The sequence below is a fragment of the Streptomyces sp. NPDC050439 genome, from assembly GCF_040655335.1.
Taxonomy (GTDB): Bacteria; Actinomycetota; Actinomycetes; order Streptomycetales; family Streptomycetaceae; genus Streptomyces.
In genome coordinates, this window is the sequence record NZ_JBFAJT010000017.1 from 15,565 (window position 1) to 37,520 (window position 21,956).

Annotated in this window: 12 protein-coding genes; 4 read left to right on the forward strand and 8 right to left on the reverse strand. The window is 68.7% G+C overall.

Going from position 1 to position 21,956, the window contains the following annotated elements; all coding sequences use genetic code 11:
• Positions 1-6,377: 6,377 nt before the first annotated feature.
• Positions 6,378-10,148: a hypothetical protein gene (locus tag AB0I66_RS42330; RefSeq protein ID WP_363213438.1), complete on the reverse strand. Its 3,771-nt coding sequence runs from the start codon at positions 10,146-10,148 to the stop codon at positions 6,378-6,380.
• 199 nt (positions 10,149-10,347) lie between these two features.
• Here AB0I66_RS42330 and AB0I66_RS42335 point away from each other — a divergent pair, with 199 nt between their 5' ends.
• Entirely contained in the window at positions 10,348-10,539 is a 192-nt protein-coding gene (locus AB0I66_RS42335; RefSeq protein WP_363213439.1) for a hypothetical protein, read from the forward strand.
• 234 nt (positions 10,540-10,773) lie between these two features.
• Here the strand turns inward: AB0I66_RS42335 and AB0I66_RS42340 are convergent, their stop codons facing one another.
• From AB0I66_RS42340 to AB0I66_RS42360, 5 genes are read right to left on the reverse strand one after another with little or no spacing between them, the layout of a single operon-like run.
• Positions 10,774-11,496 (reverse strand): type I-E CRISPR-associated protein Cas6/Cse3/CasE, encoded by a 723-nt coding sequence (locus AB0I66_RS42340; protein WP_363213440.1) that lies wholly within the window; start codon positions 11,494-11,496, stop codon positions 10,774-10,776.
• Positions 11,493-12,341, reverse strand: a complete 849-nt coding sequence (gene cas5e, locus AB0I66_RS42345; RefSeq protein ID WP_363213441.1) for a type I-E CRISPR-associated protein Cas5/CasD — start codon at positions 12,339-12,341, stop codon at positions 11,493-11,495. The genes AB0I66_RS42340 and cas5e overlap by 4 nt, the downstream gene beginning before the upstream one ends.
• Complete coding sequence (locus AB0I66_RS42350; protein WP_363213442.1) at positions 12,338-13,675, reverse strand: type I-E CRISPR-associated protein Cas7/Cse4/CasC; 1,338 nt, start codon at positions 13,673-13,675, stop codon at positions 12,338-12,340. The genes cas5e and AB0I66_RS42350 overlap by 4 nt, the downstream gene beginning before the upstream one ends.
• Positions 13,672-14,256: a type I-E CRISPR-associated protein Cse2/CasB gene (gene casB, locus AB0I66_RS42355; RefSeq protein ID WP_363213443.1), complete on the reverse strand. Its 585-nt coding sequence runs from the start codon at positions 14,254-14,256 to the stop codon at positions 13,672-13,674. Before casB ends, AB0I66_RS42350 begins: the two co-directional genes overlap by 4 nt.
• Positions 14,253-15,866, reverse strand: a complete 1,614-nt coding sequence (locus AB0I66_RS42360; protein ID WP_363213444.1) for a type I-E CRISPR-associated protein Cse1/CasA — start codon at positions 15,864-15,866, stop codon at positions 14,253-14,255. Before AB0I66_RS42360 ends, casB begins: the two co-directional genes overlap by 4 nt.
• A 1,928-nt stretch (positions 15,867-17,794) precedes the next feature.
• On the opposite strand from AB0I66_RS42360, the gene AB0I66_RS42365 reads away from it, so the two are divergent.
• Positions 17,795-18,097, forward strand: a complete 303-nt coding sequence (locus AB0I66_RS42365) for a hypothetical protein (protein WP_363213445.1) — start codon at positions 17,795-17,797, stop codon at positions 18,095-18,097.
• Positions 18,098-18,116: 19 nt separating this feature from the next.
• On the opposite strand, the gene AB0I66_RS42370 is transcribed toward AB0I66_RS42365, so the two are convergent.
• The gene (locus AB0I66_RS42370; RefSeq protein WP_363213446.1) at positions 18,117-18,668 is read right to left on the reverse strand and encodes a GNAT family protein; all 552 of its coding nucleotides are present in this window, start codon (positions 18,666-18,668) and stop codon (positions 18,117-18,119) included.
• 10 nt (positions 18,669-18,678) lie between these two features.
• Positions 18,679-20,010: a hypothetical protein gene (locus tag AB0I66_RS42375; RefSeq protein WP_363213447.1), complete on the reverse strand. Its 1,332-nt coding sequence runs from the start codon at positions 20,008-20,010 to the stop codon at positions 18,679-18,681.
• Positions 20,011-20,361: 351 nt separating this feature from the next.
• Between AB0I66_RS42375 and AB0I66_RS42380 the strand changes: the two genes are divergently transcribed.
• Both AB0I66_RS42380 and AB0I66_RS42385 read left to right on the forward strand, forming a co-directional pair.
• Positions 20,362-20,850, forward strand: a complete 489-nt coding sequence (locus AB0I66_RS42380) for a hypothetical protein (protein WP_363213448.1) — start codon at positions 20,362-20,364, stop codon at positions 20,848-20,850.
• Between the two features lie 328 nt (positions 20,851-21,178).
• Complete coding sequence (locus AB0I66_RS42385) at positions 21,179-21,787, forward strand: class I SAM-dependent methyltransferase (RefSeq protein WP_363213449.1); 609 nt, start codon at positions 21,179-21,181, stop codon at positions 21,785-21,787.
• Positions 21,788-21,956: the final 169 nt, after the last annotated feature.

A 21,956-nucleotide genomic window follows, 5' to 3' on the forward strand; every position in this document is an offset into this window, starting at 1 on the left:
CCGTCTCTTGCTCCCCGCGCACGCGGGGACGGACCCACCGTCCTCGCCGACAAGAACGACCAGCTCGCCTGCTGCCCGCGCACGCGGGGATGGACCCCCGATCCCTCACCAGGACCAGAAGTGCAGGAGCTGCTCTCCGCGCTCGCGGGGATGGACCCGGCAAGTTTGAGCTGACCATTGAGGCGCTCGACTGCTCCCTGCGCACGCGGGGATGGACCCCACGACTGCACCCTGGCCGCTATCGCTCCCAGCTGCTCCCTACGCACGTGGGGATGGACCTTGCGCGGAGGCGCCCTCGGCCATGACCTGGACCTGCTCCCCGCGCACGCGTGGATTGCCCCCGGTCCGTCGACACCCGTGTCGTGACCGTCTCTTGCTCCCCGCGCACGCGGGGACGGACCCACCGTCCTCGCCGACAAGAACGACCAGCTCGCCTGCTGCCCGCGCACGCGGGGATGGACCCGGGTTCGAGGTACCGTAGTCGCCCCCGAGACTCTGCTCTCCGCGCACGCGGGGATGGTCCCGGCGACGGCAACTCGGCGGCCTCCGCTGCGATCTGCTACCCGCACGCGCGGGGATGGTCCCCACGCCGTCCCCGGCTGCCCGGATGTCGACTACTGCTCCCCGCACGCGCGGGGATGGCCCCATGCCCCGGCGGCTCCTGTCGATCAGTCCCTCCTGCTCCTCGTAAGCGCGGGGATGGCCCTCGCCAAGGACCTGAGGGCGGCGGGTGGTTCGCTGCTCCCCACACGCGCGGGGATGGTCCCCAGAACCGGTGGGTGGCGGACTGCGTGTGCGGCTGCTCCCCGCACGTGCGGGGATGGTCCCCCGATCCACGGAGGCTTGACGCCGGAGCCTGTCTGCTCCCCGCGTACGCGGGGATGGACCCGCGCCCTTGAGGCCGGCGATCAGCGTCGCCAGTTGCTCCCCGCGCCCGCGGGGATGGTCCCGACACCGGGTACGCGGTGCGGCAGCACGGAGACTGTTCCCCGCGCCTGCGGGGATGGTCCCACCGCCCGCTGCCGGCCCGCCCTCACCGCGCTCTGCTCCCTGCGCCCGCGGGGATGGCCCCTGCCGGTTCCGCGGTTACGTCGACCCCGGCGGCTGCTCCCCGTGCACGCGGGGGCGGTCCCTCGGTACGGGTGGTGGGCGGCTTGGGCCCGTACTGTTCTCCGCGCACGTGGGGTTGGCCCCCGCACCGTCGTCGAGCCCGTAGGCATCATCGCCTGCTCCCCGCGCCAGCGGGGATGGCCCCGGCTCCTAGATAGGCGGTGATCCTTGCAGACACTGCTCCCCGCATACGCGGGGACGGCCCCAACAACGGGCCCATCCGCTACCGCAAGGTCAACTGTTCTCCGCGTCTGCGGGGGGATGGACCCGACATGGCCAAGGCCTTGCGAAGCTTGCAGAACTGCTCCCCGCGCTTGCGGGTATGGCCCGCGCAATGGTGAAGGTGTTGGGTTTCGTGGGTTGGTGGCGGCAGAATGCCTGGTGAAAGAGTCTGCTCCCCGCGCCTACGGGGATGGACCCGTGGGCTTCACGACACCGAAGCCGTCGACGACCCGCTCCTCGCGCACGCGGGGATGGTCCCGGCTCCGAGCCGGGAGGCCCGAGTTGCCTCGACTGCTCCCCGCGCGTGCGGGGATGGACCCCGGGTATGGGTCGCCGAGTCCTCACAGATCCGTTGCTCTCCGCGCCTGCGGGGATGGACCCTCGCGGGTGATGCCGTCGTAGAGCTCCTCGTCCTGCTCCCCGCGTGCGGGGATGGCCCCAAGGAAGACACCTACAACGGGCTGATCACCCTCTGCTCCCCGCACTCGCGGGGATGGACCCGACGTCACCATCACCCGGGACGGCGGGAGTTCCTGCTCGCCGCACTCGCGGGGATGATCCCCACCACCCTGGCCCGGCCTTTCCGCCGGCGCCCTGCTCCCCGCGCATGTGGGGATGGTCCTTGGACGGTGACGCTTGAGCGAGAGCAGCGCGACTGCTCCCCGCGCACGCGGGGATGGTCCCGTGCAAGCTCTGTGCAAGCGATGCCATAAGACCTGCTCCCCGCACCCGCGGGGATGGACCCACCGGCGACAGCGCGCTGAAGGGCGACATGGTCTGCTCCCTCGCCCGCGGGGATGGACCCTGGCCCATGTCGCCGCCTGCGGCCTTCCAGGACTGCTCCCCGCGCTCGTGGGGATGGATCCCGTGCCCTGGAGCGGGCCACGATCAAGGTCGACTGCGCCCCGCGCGTGCGGGGATGGTCCCTCGAAAGGGAATCCGATCTGTTTCAGCTTCGTCTGCTCCCCGCGCGTGCGGGGATGGTTCCGCCACCACGCGAGAAGCTCCCAGTCCGTGGCGCTGCTCCCCGCGCATGTGGGGGTGGACGGCCAGGCTCGCACCGGGCGTGGATTTCTGTGTGGCTGCTCTCCGCACCTGCGGAGATGGATCCGGGACGGCGGACGCGCCGAACAGAGCGACCGCCTGCTCTCGCGCGTGCGCGGATGGCCCCGCGCCCTTGAGGCCGGCGATCAGCGTCGCCAACTGCTCCCCGCACCCGTGGGGATGGACCCGCCATGCACTTCAGCGAGGAGGACTTGCTGCGCTGCTCCCCGCGCACGCGGTAATGGCCTCCGCTACCCGCTGATGTGGATGAACGGGGAAAGCTCTCGCTCCCTGCACGCGCGGGGGTGGATCCCCGCACCTGATCCACCCCGGCCAGGTGCTGCTCTGCTCCCCGCACGTGCGGGGATGGTCCCTTGACCTGGACGTTGCTGTAGGTGCCCCAGCCCTGCTCCCCGCATGCCCGGGCTGGCCTCCTTCTGCGCCGGAATCCCGATCTAGGCGTGAACTGCTCTCCGCTCCGCGGGGGAGAGACCTACTGGTGCTGCGGTGGCCGGTGTGGTGGTGGGCTGTTTTCTATGTGCGCGGGGGTGGTTCGGTCTTGGCTTCCCGATCGGGGTGGTGATCGGCGTGCTCCTGTATGAGTGGATGGCTTGGGGGAGGGGGTGGTTCTCGGGTTTGTCGGAGTCCGGTGAAAGTGCTGAGCTTCGTGGGTTGGTGGCGGCAGAATGCTTGGTGAACGAGTCTGCTCCCCGCAAGCGCGGGGATTGTCCCCCACGTGGAACTGGGACCCGCTGTCCTACGTCCTGCTCCCCGCACCCGCGGGGATGGCCCTCCGCTGGCCGCCATCAGGTGCCACCGCCGGCCCTGCTCCCCGCGCGCGTGGGGATGGCCCTGCTGGCGTTGGCCACACGGCGGGAACGCTGAACTGCTCCCCGCGCATGCGGGGATGGTCCCCAGTATGGCGGCCTCCGTCAGCTGACGCGCAGACTGCTCCCTGCGCACGCGGGGATGGACCCCCGCTGTCGATCCGCACCCGTTCTTCGCGCACCTGCTCCCCGCGCGTGCGGGGGTGGCGCCGTTCGGCTTATGGTCCGGCTGTTCGCGCGGTGCATTTTCGGCAATTGGGCCTGCGGGTGGCCGTACGCTGCAGTTGCTGTCCCGTGCACCCAGGTGGTGGAAATGACCGAATCTTTGAAAGTTGCTCAGAACGGCTCTCTTGCCTGGTGAAAGCCCAGGCCAGCGAGTCTGCTCCCCGCACGTGCGGGGATGGACCCGAAACCACCTTGTTCAAGACGATCAGCAAGGACTGCTCCCCGCACGCGCGGGGATGGCCCCACCAAAATTCGACGCGTTCTGCACAACGTTCTGCTCTCCGCACATGCAGGGACGGACCCGCCACCGGTGTCGTCGTCGACAGACATCGCGGTGTCTCGGGCGGCTGGGGTGGTCGGGGTTTGCTGCCGCGCTGGTGGTCGATATCGACGACCGCCCCAGGGCCGTCCATTTATCCGGATGTTGGCGCGAGTTGTTGGCTGTGATCAGTCCGCCCCGGGGGTCTCGCGGGTGGGCCCGGTGTGCGTAGGCTGCTTCTGGTGCTTCGTTCAGCGGGGTGGCAGAAAAGTCCGAGTCTTGGGAAGTTGCTCGGAACGGCTTCGCCTCCTGTTAGATGCCCAGGTCAGCGTGACTGCTCCCGCACGCACGTGGGGGATGGACCCGTGGTCTGAATCTGGTCGAGGTCGCGGGCTTCCTGTTCCCCTGCGCCCGCGGGGATGGGCCCGGGGCGGACAAGGTGCTGGCCAACCTGGTCAACTGCTCCCCGCGCACGCGGGAATGGACCTAGGCAGGTGAGGGACGCGGCCAGCAACATGAACCGCTCCCCGCCCGCGCGGGGATGGTCCCAGGCGCTACCGTCATGCGGCGGTTGGGAGGATCTACTCCCCGTGCACGCGGGGAGGGCTCCGTTCGGCGTGGTCTGGCCGTTCGGGCGGTGCACTTGTGGCAGTTGGGGCTGCGGGTGGCCGTACGCTGTAGCTGCTGTCCCGTGCAACCAGGTGGTTGATATGTCCGAGTCTTGGAAAGTTGCTCAGAACGCCTCTCTGTCCCGGTGAATGCCCAGGTCAGCGAGTCTGCTCCCCGCACACGCGGGGATGGCCCCACCCTCGAAGTCTTCAAGTCCCGCTGCCCCGGCTGCTCTCCGCACGCGCGGGGATGGTCCCCTCGGCCCCAAGTCCAATGCCATCTCCGTCAACTGCTCCCCGCACACACGGGGATGGGTCCACCGGTGCTGTGGTGGCCGATGTGGTGATGGGCTGTTTCCTGTGCGTGCGGGGGCGGTTCGGTCCTGGCTTCCCGGTCGGGGTAGTGATCGGCGTGCTTCTGCATGGGCGGGGGCCGCAACGTCGATCTTCGCGCCGGGGCCATCCCCGCGGGCGCGGGGAGCATGCCACCAAGCCCGTGTACCGCACCCGACTGGAGGGTCCATCCCCGCATGCGCGGGGAGCAGTTCGGCATCGCCCTCGCCAGCGGAGCCTTCATGGGTCCACCCCCGCGTGCGCGGGGAGCAAGGGACGGTCACGACACGGGTGTCGACGGACCGGGGGCCATCCCCGCGTGCGCGGGGAACAGCTCTGCACCCCCGGCCGCGACCTGGCCGGCCTGGGTCCATCCCCGCCCGTGCGGGAAGCAGAACACCTTCTTGACCCGCTCAGTGTTGCAGCCGGGTCCCCCCCCCGCGAACGCGGGGAGCAACAGGTAGCCGGGTTCCCTGCCTTGATCACTTCGGGTCCATCCCCCGTACGCGGGGAACAATTACCGGGCAGCATCGTGCACGTGGCGTGACGATTAATCCCAGCATGAGCCGGGAGCAGTCGAGGTACTTGATGCACGGGGTGATGCGGTCGGGACCATCCCCGCGTGCGGGGAGCAGTCTCCCCGACCTGGGCTTTCACCGGGCAAGAGGGTCGCTCTGAGCAACTTTCAAAGATTCGGACATTTCCACCACCTGGGTGCACGGGACAGCAACTGCAGCGTACGGCCACCCGCAGGCCCAATTGCCACAAGTGCACCGCTCGAACAGCCGGACCACAAGCCGAACGGCGCTATCCCCGCGCAGGCGGGGAGCAGACGTCGCCGGTCTCGAGCTGGTTGGCCTGCTTGGGGCCATCCCCGCGCGTGCGAGGGGCAGTACGTCTTTTCCCGGTCGTAGGGAACGTCGTTGGGTCCATCCCCGCGTGTGCGGGGAGCACGCGGCTCAGGCCGCGGGGGCGCCTTCGTCGGGGGGACCATCCCCGCAGGTGCGGGGAGCACCGAGCTGAGGGCTACGTCAACAACCGTCTGCCGGGACCATCCCCGCAGGTGCGGGGAGCACATCCCGGTCGTCGTCACCCGCCACCAGTGCCCGGGACCATCCCCGCAGGTGCGGGGAGCACCGCGGCATCCTCCTCGTCTCCAAGGGAACCCGGGGATCATCCCCGCAGGTGCGGGGAGCACGGCGCGGTCACCGCAGGGAACGACGCAGCCTCGGGACCATCCCCGCAGGTGCGGGGAGCACGTGTATCTGGAGGACACCGGCGTCGACTACCTGGGACCATCCCCGCGCGTGCGGGGAGCACCGCACCGAGACCATGACCTTCACGCTCCAGCAGGGACCATCCCCGCAGGGGCGGGGAGCACAGGACCGGATACACCGCGAGCCGGATCGCTCAGGGATCATCTTCGCGGGTGCGGGGAGCAGAAGGGCCGGAAGGTCAGCACGGGGATGATCAAGGGGTCATCCCCGCGGGGGCGGGGAGCGCACTTCGCGACCTGCGGATGTCTTCCTCTCTTCCCCGCGCCCGCGGGGGACGGCCTCCGGTCGTCGGGCAGGGGCTCGGGGAGCAGAGGCTGTTCCGCGAGACCGCAAGGTTGGCGCTTAACACCTCGTCGACCTCCCCTCCGACGGAGTCTGCTGCGGTACGCCGGTGGGCTCCCGCTCCCGCATCGAACTTGCCGGCGAAATACGGCGGCGTGGAGAGCTCCTCTCGGCGGATTGTCGGGGGTAGTCAGCGGAGTTGAGGTGGGGCGTGGAGATGGGCTGTTGCGATGTCGCGGATGGCACGGATGGCTTCCGGGGCGAGCTTGTGCAGGATCGGTATGGCCTGGTGCCAGCTGGGTGTGGTCAGGGTGTGGTGTAGCGCTGTGGCGGCCGCTTTGTGGTCGGGAGCCGGTGGGGTGGTGGTGTGGGCCAGGTGCTGGATGGCGCGGGTGAAGTGGATCTGAATGGTTGGTCCGGCCATGGGGTGCGGGCGGGCCGGGAGGTGGACGAGGTGTGCTGCGATGGCGGCGAGTGCAGTGGCTTGAAGGAGCGGGTCGGCGGGTTGTCGTGCTACCTGCAGGGCGGTGCCGGTGTCGCCGAGGGCCGCGTGGAGGACGGCTAGGGCGGGGGTGGGGAAGTGTTCGGGGCCGCGGCTGGCCATGTCGTGTGTCAGCCACGTCAGTTGCAGGTCTGGGCGTTCGCCGGCTTGGACGCGCAGGAATGCGTGGACGAGGACGTCTTCGGGTTGCCAGGAGTGTGGGCTGCTGCGCGATGACTGGTCACGGGCTTGTTCCATCACGGCCGTAAGGAGCTGATGTGGCTCGGGTGGGAGGTGGGCCGCGGCGGGCAGGAGTTCGGCCAGTGGGGACAGCAGGCCGCTGCTACGGATCGTGCGGCTTGAGGCTTCGAGGCGTTGGAGCACCGGAAGGAGCAGCTCGCCTGCCATGTGGGGGGCGTGTGCCGTGAGTTCCGCGGCGACGGCGATGCGCGCGGCTCGGTCGGTTTTCCGCCAGGCCGCCCGCGCGGTGACACTGCGGGGTTGCGGGTGCTGCGTGATGAGGTCTGCGGCAGCCTGCGCCTCGCCGGCGCCTGCCAGCGCCTGTGCGGCGTAGGGCCAGTTCTGATCGGTCGTGGCTGCACGGGCTGCTTCGTGCGCGTGGCGGCGTGCTGCGTCGGGCTGGTGCGTGCCTTTGTAGGCCAGGGCCATGGCGGCGTGCAGGCGCACGTGGTCGGCTGGGTGCTGGACCAGGTCGATGAGGGGCTGGGTGTCGGCGGCCGTGTCGCTGCGGATGAGGGCGGCTGCCAGGTCGGGTAGCCACACGGGGGCGCGGCCGCTGCCGGGGATGCCGGCGGGCAGGAGCGCCAGGGCCTGCTCCAGGCAGTGCTCCGCTTCATCGCTGGCGGCCTGGCCGGCCAGACGGAACGCTTCCTCGGCGAGTCTGCCGGCTTCGGCGGGGAATTCGTCCTCGTTGCCGGGCAGCTGTTCCTCGTGCTCTGGCAGTTTTGGTGGTTCTGGCGGGAGGAAGAGGCCTGCGAGTTCCAGCATGTGGGTGATCTGCTCGGTCGGTTTCCCGACGTCGGCGAGTGCCTGCGAGAGGAGGGCGACGGTGTGTCGGAATCCGAACTCGACGTGAAAGGCATCCGGAGGCGTCAAAGGCGCAGCGTCCGGGCTCAGTACATGCTCGAGGTGGCGGCAGGCAGTGTTCGCCAGGCGCTGCGCCTGTGTCGGATGGGATGGCGCGGCGCAGAGGGCGGCGGTCGCGAGAGTGGCAATGTTTTCCAGGGTGGGCGCCTCGTTCCAGACCTCCTGGGCATGGGTCAGGATGCGGTCCATGAGGCGGTCGGCGCGGTCGGGCGCCGTGGACGCTGCTGTCTGCCAGAGGTGAATCGCGCCGGCTGCGGAGCTTGTGTCGGCCGGTTCTTGGCAGGCGAGATCTTCAGCTTGTTCTTCCAATGTGTCCAACAGCTCTCCGGCCTGCTCGGGATGGTTTGCTGTGAGCAGATGGATGGCTTGCGCCCAGATTTCTGTGCGGGCTGTCCCCATCCCGTGGGCGGAGCGGAGCAGGGCCAGGCCGTCCTCGAAGAGGCTCTGACGAGCGCGGTCCCCGCCCGCTCCCGGTCGGCCGTGGGTGCCAGCCTCGTGTGTAGGTCCGTGGCCGGGCTGTTGGGCCGTCTCCAGCAGGGCGAGGGCTGCTTGCCCTGCTGCGCCCTGCGCCTCATCGGCGCTGACACCGAACCTGCCCGCCTCGTGCAGTGCCCTGCGAGCCCACCGGCCGGCCGCTTGGGCCGTGGCGACGGCCTGCTCGTCACCCATGGACTGCAGTACGCGTGCCACGCCGGCCAGGTTCAGCGTCTTGTCGACGGCGCGCCCTGATGTGCTGGTCAGGGCGCGGGCCCGCGGCGCGTCGCCGAGCCGGGCGATGGTCTGTGCTACTGCGGTGGGAAGCGGCTGCACGTGGGGCAGCAGCATCTCCCGGGAAGCGGCGATCGCCGCGGCCGTGCTCAGCGGTGGCACTTGGTCTGTGCGGGATGGGGCGGCCAGGTCGAGGTGGAGCAGGGCGACGTCCGGGCCGGCGCGCTGGATGAGGCGCAGTTGGCGCCGCGGATCGAGCGCCAGCGCGGTGAGGCGCTCGGTCTCTCCCTGCTCGTGCAGGAGGCGGGTGTAGCCGGTGAGTAGGTAGTTCGGGGTGTCGTGGGGCCAGCCTTCGTCGCTGTACTGGTGGGCCCAGTGGTGCAGCTCAGTGGCGCGTGCGGCGAGGAAGCGGCGGCCGAGGGCCTCGTGCGCGGTGGCGTGGAGTTCTTGGTGGGCTAGTACGAATGTCTGCCGTCCTGCTTCCGCTTCCGCCTCGGTGCGCACGTGCAGGGGCAGCAGATCGGTGCGCGTGGGCGCCAGGGAACGGCCGGTGACGCCGGAGAGCCTGTCCCGCACGTCGTGGGGCGTGAGCTCCGTGAGTTCGGCGAGATCTGCCCCGGTGAGGGCCCCCCGCGCCGCAACCAGAAGGCCTAGCAGATGTTGTCCGAGACCGGTGTCCTCCAGGAGAGTGCGCAGCTCCGTCAGGGCGGCATCCCGGATGATGCGCGCTGCGGGAGAGGCGGCCAGCAGCCGGACGATGGCAGGGTCTCGCAGCGGATGGTCCGCCGCCAGCTTCCGCGGCATGCGCGGGTGGGGCCGCCCGGCGACGATGACGCGCATTCCGCAGGGCGGGTCCTTGGGCAGGAGTCCGGCGATGCCGGTTTCGTCGGGGCCCGCGTCGGCATCTTCATCGAGTCCGTCGACGATCAGGACGAGACGCCGATGACGCTTCGCGCTTTCCCGGGCCGCTGCTTCGTACAGAGGGCCCAGGTCAGGTTGCTTGAGATCGATGGCGGGGCGGCGTCTGCCGCCGGCCGCGACAGCCAACTGGGCTCCGACTGTACGGATGAAGCCGTCACGGCGGTCGGTGCCCAGACGCCCGGCGATGACGTAGTGCGCGACATCGACCCCGGCAGGCAGGCGACGGGCGGTGAACCAGGAGAGCAGCGCTGTCTTTCCGGCCCACGGCCCTGCCTGCCACCACAGGTAGGCACTGGAGCCGCAGGGAGCCGTGACGAAGCGTTTCAGGTCGGTCAGTTCCTCCTCGCGTCCCACGAAGTCGACGGGCAGAACATTTAGGAGGGCCGGGGACGCACCGCCCAGCAGCCGCCCTGGAGAGGCTGCGCCAATACGGGGGCCGCGGCCCCCCTGCCCGCTCCCGCTGACTTCTTGCGTGGCTGAGAGCCGAGCGGCCCAGGAGCCCTCAGAGATCTGGACGTGGCCCGGCGAGCGGCGAGCCGCCCTTGCCTTCAAACCGGGGATGAGCTTCGTCATCACGTACTCGACGTGACGTTCCTCGGTCGGCGGGTTCTTGTTCATCCAGGCGGTGAAATTGGACTTGGGCACGCTGAACCCAGACGCCGCAGCCTCACGCATCAGGTCTGTGTACGTCAGGCCGGGCTTGCCGCCGCCGGCGGCCTTGAACAACGCCTTCAGGTCGGTCATGAACGTCGGTATCTGCCCGGCACCGTCGGCGGCATCGTCTGCGGAAGAGTTCTCTGAACGCATCTTCAATTGGCCCCTGACCAGTACGTATGCAGCTTTCTCGGCGCTGCGAAGTCTGCTGAACGCCCTCAGGAAGGTGGATACCTGTGGGACCGCGCCGGGGGAGAGGGCCTCCGGCCGCTACCTGAGGGGGACTTGTATGTCCGTTCTGCAGAGCGTTGTTGAACCCGCCTTCCGGGCGGGTGTCGTCCTTTCCGCCGTGACCGCCTTCGCCTACTGCGTGGCGGTGGTGTCGGTGGCGGCTTCGTCCGTGCTCTTTCGCACCCCGCAGCGCCGGCGTGATGCCCGCGCGACCCTGAGGATCCTGATGCGGCGCCGCGGCGGGCAGTGACGTGTATCGGGCTGGTCCTGGCGGGGCCGCAAGGCGTAGCCTCGGCCCTCGCTGGGCTTCCCGCCAATCTGCGGGAATGGCTCCCGTTAGGAGCACTGCGTCTTTCCCCTCCTGCGTGTGCGGGGATGGTCGGCGTGCCCGGCTGCCGACGCGCTTCAGCGCCGGTTCCCGCGTGTGTAGGAAACCCAGCGCTGGTGTGCTCGCGCCGCGGCGCTGCTTTCGGTGGGGCGGGGCTCAACGGGTCAAAATCAGACCGCAACTGTAGGCGCGGGCGTGGCCGAGGCCGTTGGCGAGGACGTCTACGAGGGTTTCGGGGTCGGTGACCGTGAGTGTGCCGCGGATCTCGGCCCGGCCGATACGGACCGGTTTGTTGCGGTGGGCGCTGGAGACGGTCGGCAGCATGCGGATCCCGAGGGTTTCGGGGTCGGCGGTTGCGCCGATGCGCACCACGCCGTCCTCGGCCATTTTGGGTTCGCCGGCGGGCTGGAGCCGCCGGGTGAACCACCGCTTCACATGCTCTGGTGTGGTGTGTGCGGTGCGGGTGCCACGGGCCTTGTCGGAGACGGGTTTGCCCGAGGGCTTGCTGCGCGTGGGGTTGACGACCGTGCGAAACGCCGCGGATTCGCCTGCTGTGAAGGTGCGGTCGACGGTGATGCTGTGCGGCGCGGTGGTGAAAGCCGCGCGGGGGATGCGTGACCAGTCCCCGGGAACCCGGGACTGGACGACCAGGACGAGGGCCGCTGCCTTCAGGTCCACCGACCAGGTGGACAGGACACCCATGTCGGCGCGTGGGTGTGAGGCGCCGTCCTCGATCCAGCCGCGGAACCCGCTCATGACGGTGCGGTGCATTTCCTGGGCGTCGATCAGGGACTTGGCGACCAGCGGGTGGCGGGCGTCGAGGGAGAGGACGGAGTGGGTGGCGACGAAGCGAGCCGTCGAGGCCCGGGTGCTCTTCACGGGATGATGTCCCATTCGGTGGCGGTCGGTGCGATGGTGATGCGCGTGCGGGTCTCCCAGCGGGTGGCGTGAGAGCGGCGGTCGGTATCGAAGCTGACGGGCTGGTCGTGGATCCGCGTGGCGCCGCGCGTGCCGGAGGGCGCCTGGATCCACGCCCAGGGGCGTCGTCCTGAGGTGTCGTATCCCTCGGGCCCGGGCAGCAGGCGTTTGGCGGTGAACGCTTCGGCGATGGTGCCGGGCAGGATCTCCGCGGCCAGGGTGCCGGAGGGCGGGCACGATTTGCGGCCGAGCCACAGCAGCCGTTTGGGGTGCTCCAGGGCGTGGGCGATGCCCTCCAGCAGCGCGTGGTCGGGGTGTTGGAGGGCTGCGACGAACGCCGCGTCTGACAGGTACCAGCGTTCGGTGATCATTGCGGTGCGGGCCAGTTCCGCTGAGACGAGGGTCCCGGAGACCGGGTCAGTGGTGATCTTTTTCGGGGCGCCGTACCAGCGTGCGAGTTCGTGGTGCCCGAAGTCCGGTCCCTGGGCGGTCTCCATGCTCTTGGCGATGGCGGCGGCACGGCGGTGGTCGGTGATGATGGCACGTGGCCGCAGCGGGAACCGGCCGGCGCCGACGGTGTGGTAGTCGCGGACCGGGGTGCCGGGGTGGTCGGCGCGGACCCCGTAGGTGAGTGCGGCGAGGTCGTTAACGGGCTCGGTCCGGTCCCGGCCCAGGGCGGCCGCGCACAGGCCGATGACGGCGGACTTGGTGGGGCGAGTATGGGTGTCGCGGTGCGAGAACCGGGATGTCACGCCCCAGGACTGCAAGGGGGCGGCCAGGCGTACGAGCAGGACGTGCCCGCTCACGCCGTGAGCTCCTCGGCGCGGGTCACCGTCGTCGCGCCGCTGTCGTCGAGGGTGTGGAGGAGTTCGTTGATCTGCGGGTCGAAGGTCAGGATGCGCCCGGAGGTGATGTCGGGCCGCCGCTGAGCGACGAAGGCATGGTGCTTAAGCAGTCGCCTGACCGCGGCCGGTCCGGCGGGGCCTTCACCGTTCTTGTCGACGGGGCTCTCGTCGACGGGTGCCTGGAAGGCGGCCGCGTAGTTGTAGGGGCGCTCGCCTTCGAAGGCCAGGACCAGGGCAGGCAGAGATCCGGTGGACGCGGTCGAGTTCTTCTTCGCCTCGGGGAAGGCTTCGACGAAGGCCGCGACGAACTCTGACTCCGCCGCAACGGATGCCTCTTCTGCCTCCTGCTCGGTCATGCCGGCCGCCTGGAGGTTGCGGCGCAGCTTGCGGCGATCGAGGACGGCATGGCGGTAGAACGTGCCCGTGATCAGAGACTGGTAGCCGGTCATGCCGGCGCCCGAGTCGTCGGCCGCGTCGAGGAAGTCCAGCGCGTTCTTCTTGCGGTCCAGCTTCGCGTCATCAGCAGCGGCGTAGAAATCGTCGACCTGCTCTGCTTCGTGCACCGTGAAAGCGTGGCTGCTCTGGACTGCTCCGTCGACGTTGGGTGAGTCCGCGATCTCGGCGAGGAAGCGCCCGTACAGGGCGATGTCGATGGCGTCGCGCGGGGCGAGCGCGGTGAGGATCGCCGCGCGGGTCTCGGCCGGCAGCGCAGGCAGCTTGACCTCCGCTGCGCTGTCCTCCTCCGGATCTTCCTGCACCGCTCCCTTGCGGCCCCTCTTCTTCTTGCCGGCCGCCGCGGTCTGGGCCCTCACGTACTCCTCGGTCCATGCCCGCAGCGTCTCGGACTGCTCGGCGATATGGGCGGCGATGCGGGTGCCTGCGTCCGCCGGCGCGAACAGCAGCACCCGGGTCAGGTTGGCGACGGTCTTCTTCTCGGGCTCCCCGAACTTGAGGCCGGTGGCCTCGATCACCGCGCGCGCGATGCGCACGGCCTCGTCGGTTTCCCAACCGTGCTGTGAGGTGAGTGCGCGTGCGGTGAGCAGTGCCCACTCGCGCGTGCGGATGCCGGTGGCACGCCCCGCCAGGGCGCCGCGGCCTGCGTTGGCTCGGTCGCGGGTGTGGATCCGCTCGGCCCGGCGCCGCGCCTGACTGGTGATCATGTGGCGTTCGGTGCCGCCGTAGACGATGGACTTGGGTGCTCCGTTCTCGTCACGCACAGGCAGTACGGCCACCAGGGTCTCCAGCAGGTGCAAGGAGAGGAACTGGCTGCCGGCGGAAGGGGAGTTGCTGGTCACGTGGTGGAGTCCTTCTCGGTGGAGGAGGCGGCATTCGAGGCAGTGGATCGTGCGGCGGCAGCCCGGGGCGCAGGGATGTGGAAGGCCACGCCCCATGCGTAGGGGACACGTGCCTTACGGTCGTGCCACTGGTTGAGGTCGTCGACGAGCCGGGACCAGGAGGGCGGTTGCCGGTCGCAGGCCCGAAGGCGTGCGACGGCGTGCTGCAGATGACGCCACGGGATGCGGCGGCTGGAGACGATGCGGTCGATCAGGCGGGCGGCGCCCGGATCATCGGGGCCGCGCCCGTTGCCGCTGCCGATGCGGCGTGCGGCGTCACCGAGACTGCCGTACCCGTAGGCGGGCTTGGAACGGCCCTGGTGGTAGATCGCGAACAGGAAGGCGACCTGGGCGTAGACCTCGCGCTGGGCCTCATCGGGGCTGTACCACAGGGCCCGGAAGTGGGGTTCGCGCTGGACGCGGGGACGCCGGAGCTCGGCGAGGCTGGCGTAGTCGTGGTTGTGGACGAGACTGGCGAGCCACGCTGTGAGCGCGACGGCGCTTTCACTGTCGTTTAGGTCGGCGCCGGGCTTGGTGGTCATGGGGACTCCCCTCGGAGCTCGGCCGGAGCCTGCGGCTGGGTCAACTCGTCGTCGAACCGTCTCAAGGCGCAGGCCCTGGCCTTGGCGCCCTGAGAGCTTCTGGGCAGCGGATCGAGGCATTCGGCCAGGAACATGCGAGCGGCGGTGGCCACGGTGTGCGCGTACACCAGCAGCAGGGCCCGCACGTCCTCGCCCAGGGTGGTCTCTTCCATCAGCACATCGAACGGCTCCTGTGTCGCTGCCCAGTGCTGAGCGCGTGCGTCGAACCGGGCGATCTGACTGTTCTTGTCGGCCGGTTTGGGGTTCGGGTATGCCACGCGCCAGGCCGCAAACGCCGCCTTGTACAGAGCGGCCGCCACGAACTCGGCAATCTGCGAACCCCGGTAGGAGGCGAGGTAGAGGCGGGCCTCTAGTCCAGGGGCGAACGGGAAGGTCCCGTCGACCCAGGCGATGGCGGTGGTCTGCTTTGCGACCAGACCGACTGCCCACAACTCGATGCGGCGCGCCGGCTGCTGGCCGGGTTCGGGAGCCACGTCCTCGGCCGGGAAGAGCGCCAGCCTCCGGTACAAGGTGCCGCCGTCGTTCCTGCCAGGCTGCGAGCGCGCTTCGGCCACCGCAGCGTAGAGAGCATGTGCCTGACGCCAGACAGCCCTGGTTGCCGAAGCCCACAAGGGTTTGCTGGTGCCATCTGCCCTGGTGGCGTACACAGCATCCTGCAAGTGCTCGTCCGTCAGCGCGAGGAGCTCACCCGCACCGAGCAGCACCCGGTCCACCTGCTCGCCGTCACGGGTCGGGCGAAGCAGGATGGAGCGCCCGAGGTAGCTGTGCAAATCGGCAGGTCCTGCCACTGCCCGGCCCTTGGGCTTGACTGCGAATTCCCGCCGTTTCATGCCGACGGTCCAGGTGCGGTTCAGCTCCCCGGCCGGTCCGTCGACGGGAGCCAGGTTGAGGCGCAGCGTCTCACCAAGGGTGTCCCCGAGCGCGATCACCCGTATCCGGGTGCCCAGGCGGGTGGCAGCGAGATTGGTGATGGTGGCACCCAGCGTTTCCTTGCCAGAGATCCTGGCGCGTCCGGCCGGTCCGTATACGTGCTGGGTGAGCATGGCCCGGAATGCGGCAGCGACCGGCAGTGGACTGGGGTGTTCCAGGTGGTGGTGATCGAAGAACTGGTTGTAGTCACCGACACGTTCGATCACAAGCTGCGCAGGCCCGGCACCGTGCTCGTCGAGGAACGGAGCGAGCAGAGCGTTCTGCCCCAGAGGTTCGGCGGGGTGGAACAGGTCCCAGACTTCGCTCTCAGGCCGCTGCTTGAGCCACTGGGCGGCCGGTCGGAGTACATCTTTTTGATCCACCCAGGCAGGCCACTGCGCAGTCGACGCCGGATACGTGCCGGACGCGTAGCAGATGGCCAGCAGGAACTCGAGAACCGCGACCTTCTCGCCCGGCGTGCCGCCTTCCACGTTCCGAATGCCATCGGCATCGTGGAGCAGGTCCACAAGGCTCACTTCAAGAAGCCGGTCGTCCACAGTCAGCACCGGGATGCACGGGGCCTCCCGAGGATCCCACCGGGGCCGGAGGGCCTCGGCACGTAAAGCACTTGAGTCAGACACGATCCGTCATCGCTCCATTGCTCATAACGGTTACCTGCTTCAACGGGACAGGACGTTAGCAGGCCGGAGCGTCCAAGAGAGGAGATTCGTCAGTTCTCCAAATCCGTTGCGTACGTGGGGAGTTGAATACGAAACGCCTCTCTGGACGCCTGTACTTCAAAGTGCCCCGGCGGACCCTCTTCACTTCGTCGCACGCGGGAATGGGCCCGTCAGGGCCTGCGGTCACAGCGTCTCGATCAGCTGCTCCCCGCGCGTGCGGGAATGGACGCGCAGACCTTCGCCGCTTCGGCGGGGCCGCCTTCTCTCCGCCCGTGCGGGGATGGACCCCCGATGGACTATCGGGACATGTACCGGTGGGACTGCTCTCCGCGCGTGCGAGGATGGTCCCCGCGGAAAACCGATCGGCAAGGTGGGCTCCACCTGCTCCCCGCGCCAGCGGGGATAGCCCCATTCACGCGCAGTGGGAGGACGCCGCCGGAACATGCTCCCCGCGCCCGCGAGGATGGACCCGACACCGGGTACGCGGTGCGGCAGCACGGAGACTGTTCCCCGCGCGTGCGGGGATGGACCCGGAGACTTCGAGCTCGACCGGACGGTGATCGTTGCTCCCTGTGCTTGCGGGATGGCCCTCTCACCCCGACCACGGCCAGCGCGTCCGCCAGTTGCTCCCCGTTCGTGGGGACGGACCCTCGATCGGCTATGTCGGGCTGCTCCAGATCAACTGCTCTCCGCGCTCGCGGGGATGGCCCCGCGATGGTCATCAGTGGGGGACCGCCTGCTGCCCGCGCCCGCAGGGGTGGTCCCGGCGCCAAGGCCGAGCCGAAGGTTCGCGGTATCTACTCCCTGTGCCCGCGGGGATGGACCCCTCGATGCCCTCGACGCCGCCCTTGACGTCGACCGCTCCCCGCGCCAGCGGGGATGGTCCTTTCCTGCGGGGCTCGCACAACCTCCACGACGCGTGCTCCCCGCACCCGCGGGGATGGTCCCGTGACGGTCGTGACGAGGACGGCCACGGCCGAGTGCTCCCCGCACACGCGGGGATGGTCCCGGCGACGCTGGCCAGGCTTTCGGTGGGTACACGTGCTCCCCGCACCCGCGGGGTTGGTCCCCAGAACAAGGCCGAGCGCCGCGCCCGTTGGAAGTGCTCCCCGCACCCGCGGGGATGGTCCCCACTACGTCCTCAAAGACGTGACCCCCCTGCCGTGCTCCCCGCACCCGCGGGGGTGGTCTCCAGGGCATGCCCGTCATGGTCGCCGACGAACAGACGCCCCTTCTTTCGAGGTTCGGGATGGTTTTCGTCTGAACCTGCGGTTGCTCGGTGAGGGGAGCAGTGGGCCCTGACCAGACTCCCGACCACGGCGCCCCGGCCACGGTCACGGAAGCGATACAGCAGTGCGTTTCCGCGGTGGTAGAACCCGACCACCGCCACGCGGTTGAACGTGGGCAGAGCTTCGGGTGGGGGGGCTGGCGGTCGTGCGCGCTCATTGTTCGGCGCACGCGTCCGAGGCGCCGCGCGGGTTGCGCCCGTGATGGTGAACGCGGTCGTAGGTTTCGCAGATGCGTTGGGAGGAGGTCCGCGCGGCGATGGTGCGGGTGAGGGCTTGGTCGGTGTACTCCCTTCAGCCGCCCGGGCCTTGATCATTGGACGGGTTTTGCGGTGAGGGTGGCTGACCAGCCCTTGCGGGAGAATGTGGTGGTGCCGATGGGGTGATGGTCACGGTGGCGCTGTGGATGAGCCCCGAGATCACCTTCCGGTGGCTGGCTTGGGGGAGCCTGCTGGACCGCCCGCTAGGCCGACGACATCCAACACCAGCGCGCCCTCGACGCGCCGCCACAGCCGGCGCCGCACCGCTGTCGTCTCCCTGCTGCCGGCGCCCGTATTCCGCGAGGTCCTGCGCAGCGGCAAGGTCGCATCGCTGGAGACTCGCATGAAAGGAAAGACCGCGGCCACCAAGCGCGGCCCCTACCTGCGTCCGCACACCGTCAACGCCCGCGTGCACCTCTGGTTCAACAAGCCTGGACTCCAGAGCGACGGCCGTCCCGTGACGTCTCAAGGCTTCCGGGCTGGCGGCGCCACCGTCCTCGGTTTGAACGGCGCGACGGACAAGGAACTTGAAGAAGCGGGACGCTGGAAGAAGGGGTCACGCATTCCGCTGGAGCGGTACCTGCGCCCCGCCCAGACCGAGAGAAACGATCCGGTCGCCAAGATTCCCGTACATAGGGCCAGGTAGTGACTCTCGTGCCCATCGTTCAGTCCTCGGGCGGAAACTCGCGGTCTACGATCGCGTGTACGACGGAATCCCGCCATTTCCCCGCCTTCAGAACGTGCTCACGGATGGTGCCCTCTTCCACCATGCCGACAGCCGTCATGACCTTCGCAGAAGCCTCGTTGAGCGGGGATCGCGCGCCCCATATGCGGTGGAGGCCAAGGTCGTGAAATCCGAGACTGAGCAGCAGCCGCACTAGTTCCACGCCGTACCCCCGCCCCCACACGTCTGGTCGCAGCGCAAAGCCCATGGTGGCTCCGCGCTGTTGGTGGGGGTCAAGGGCGAGGCGGCCGAACCCAACGAGCTCGGCCGCGTTGTGCTCCATGACGGCGAGCGCGTACTCAGTGCGAGGCGTCACCGTGGCAGCTGTGATGGACCGAGCTACGATCTGCTCGACCTGGGCGTGATTACGCGGCTCGAAGGACAAATGTTCCGTGGCTACGGAACTGCCGTAGATGGCGAGCACCGCCTCCACGTCGGCGCTGACAAATTCACGCAGGCCAAGACGTGCGCTGAATCTAGTGACGGGGTGCATGCCCCGGACCTTACCTGCGGGGCAGCGCTGGCCGACTGGTTGGGAAGGCTTCGATCTCGGCGCACAGGTCTCGCGCAGCGGCGGCCGTGCGAGCGGGGCCAGTGGCCAGGGAGTCCCTGACGCGTATGGCGGAGACGATGATCCCGTTGTTGCGGTAGGAGGCAGACAGGTCTAGTACCGGCCGCATAGCCTCGGCAGCGCCTTCTACGTCACCGCCGAAGAGCCGTACGAGCGCGAGGTCGCATTGGGCCCCTGCAAGGTCACCGAACGCCCAGTTTGGGGCGTTCGGGTCACTGAAGCCGCGAACGGCCTCCTCCGCCTGTGCCAAGAGTTGCTCTCCGCCTTGGCCAAGGAGTGTTGAGGCTTCCACCGTGTAGTAGAGCTGCTTCTCGCGGGCGTAGGTGAAGAGCCCACCGAGCTCATCCAGGTCATCCGGGACCACGTGCTCTCGACGATCCGCGGCTCGCTGGCTCACGGCACGCACCGTTTCCACGTCGCCGAGTACACCAGCGGCACGCCCCTGGAGGCCGAGCAGCCACAGCCCTGCCGTCCCGTGGTTGGCGTCCGCGAGCTCGGCGCCCTTGCTGGCGTAGTGAGAGGCGTCCGCGGGCTTCCCTGACCAATATGCGATCAGCGACTTGAGACCGTCGGTGAGAGCGATGAGGCCGGGATGTTCGGCGTCTCTGGCACAGGCCGCTGCGACTCGGGTCATCGTCAGGGCTTCGTGGGGGTCTTGCATGTCGTGGAAGCCCTTGGCAACGAGAAAGCTCAGGACGGCTCCCGCGACGTTCAGGTCGCGCAGTTGCGACGGCCGGACCCGGCCACCCTCCAGGAGGCGGAATACCTGATCCTGCGTCTCCAGAAGGTCGGGCCATAGCGTCGATAGAGGTTCGCGGGGGTACTCAGCGACCAGGCGCCGCACCTCGTCGTCAAGCAGGCCAAGCGTGTCATCGCCCACCCGCTCGCGGTCTGCGCCCAGAAGGAAGTCTTTCGCACGTCGTACTGCCACAGCGCCCGTCCTTTTCATCTCGTCCAGGTCCACGTCGGCATCGGCGTGGAGTGCAGTCGGTGACGCACCTGCTATCGGAACGGAGGATGGCATGACACCGTCTTCGGGGACTTCAGTCCAAAGCCGTTCGATGCTGTACCCCAGCATCTCCACGATGGCAGGGCGGAACGCTCGCTGAGGTTTTCGCCCTTCGTAGATCCATCCCTCGATGGTCTTCGGGGCGGGGTCCACATCCTTCAGTCCAAGCCGCGATGCTGCCTTCTGGTACTGAGCGAGGAAGTCGTCAGGAGTCTGCAGACCGCGCGCTTCAAGAGCGGTTCGGAAGAACAACACGGCACCTCCCCGGCCGTCCGACTAGCACGTCACTGATCCGACGGTAGAACGCTGACCCCTCCAGCTTTCCCTCCAAAGACGGTACTTAGAGATTCCGAGGGAAATCCGAGGAAGGTCCGAGGAAATGCGTCAACTTCTTCCCCAGAACCGAGGTCGGTAGGGGGGTAGATCCGTCTACCCGGTGTTGCAACGCTCTTGTCAGCCCTCGCGGAGAGTGTCCAAACGCACACAGCGCCGTGGCCACTGACATGTCGATGGGCTGTCCCAGAAGGCGTGACGACGGCATCTGCCCGGACCTACGGAGACACCCCCATGTCACCCAGCACGGCACGCAGACACAACACCAGTTGGATGGACCGTGACAACGAAGTCAGGCCGTGGGTGCCGGGCAGTCGCCCGGCCCAGCCCCCAGCACGCCGCGGCCTGTTCCTGCAGCGGTTGCGCGAGGACTACAACGCTGCGGCCCTTGAGCACTTACCGCAGCCGCCGAGGCAGCGGCGGATCATCGCCTACGCCCTCACTGGGCCGACCGGCACCGCCGATCAGGGCCTCGCTCTCGTCCGCGCGCTCATTGAACGCGAAGGCCATGCGGTCGCCTACGAGCTGACGGACAGCGCTCAGCAACCCATCTGGGTCAATGGCCGGCGGTCGCAAGCGCCTCAGCTTCGGCCCAACTGGGTCGACGCGCGGCGCCTCGTCTACTGCGGGTTCGCTGACGGCATCGCAGTCGTCGACCGCTTTGCCGTCAGCCAGAACGATGACGAGTACGAGGAAGAGATCCACTGGATCGGGCAACGCCCCGGACTGCTGCTGATCGCCGGACCCGAAGCCGCCACTTGAAGAGCACCACTCCGGTGGCTCGACGAGCGCTCCCTGGGCTGGCGGCAGTGGTGCCTACAGCTCTTGATCGTGCTCCTCGCCGCCGGAACCGCCGTCCCTCTCGTGCTGACCGCAGCCGGTCGGCAACCCTGAAAGGAACATCTGCGATGACGTGCCCCCTGCCGAAGCGAAAGCCCGGCCAGGCTCTGGACGCGATAACCCCCAAAGAAGCGGCCCCGACTGAGTTGAGTCTGTTCAACGTCGGCACCGGCGAGGTGGTGGTCTCATCGTTCCAGGTGGCCCGCTTACATCGGGTGCGCGTTGTCGAGGAGCACCCGGAGCCCGCGGCATGAACATCCTGCGTGAGACCAGCACCCCCGAGTACTGGAACAGCATCTACGAGGCGAGCAAGCCCGATGAGCCCTACATCACCGATTTCGAGCGGCGCATGTTCCAGGCGTACGTCAAGACGAAACCCGGCATGACGGCGCTCGACGCCGGTTGCGGCCGGGGCGAGTTCACCGCCTACCTGGGAGCCTTGGGTCTTGAGGTGCTCGGCCTTGATTTCGCGGCGTCGGCGTTGGTTGAAGCGCAGCGCAACACCAAGAGGCAGGACAACGTCACTTTCGATCTACACGATTTCAGCGCTGACTCGATTCACCGCGGGCTCCAGCCGGAATCGCTCGATGTCATCGTGTGCCGGCTGTCGATCGCGTACCTGGATCGTCATCGTTTCCTGGTCGACGCGCGCCGATGGCTGAAGCCCTCCGGCCTCCTGCACATCACCACGCACATCATCGACCGCTCCCCGCCCGCGCTGCGGCACCGCGGCCTGACCGCGGAGGAGCTCCACGACCTTGAGGCGGGTTGGGGCAGAAGCACCGGTTACCACCTGGTGGGTGACGGCAGCCTGACGTGCCTCGTCCTGCGCGAGCCCTACCCCTCCGAAACCCTCTGATCCGCCGTGCCCGACAGCGTGCTTGGCCTCCTCGCCTCCTCGAACGCTGTCGGGCACGGCACAACTCCCTGCGGCCGGGGCGGACCCGGTCCCGGCCGCAGGGGCTTCGCAGATGACATGAGCTCCCGCCGTCCTGGCCGCCCGAGCGGGCGCGGGCTGGGCGGCGGGA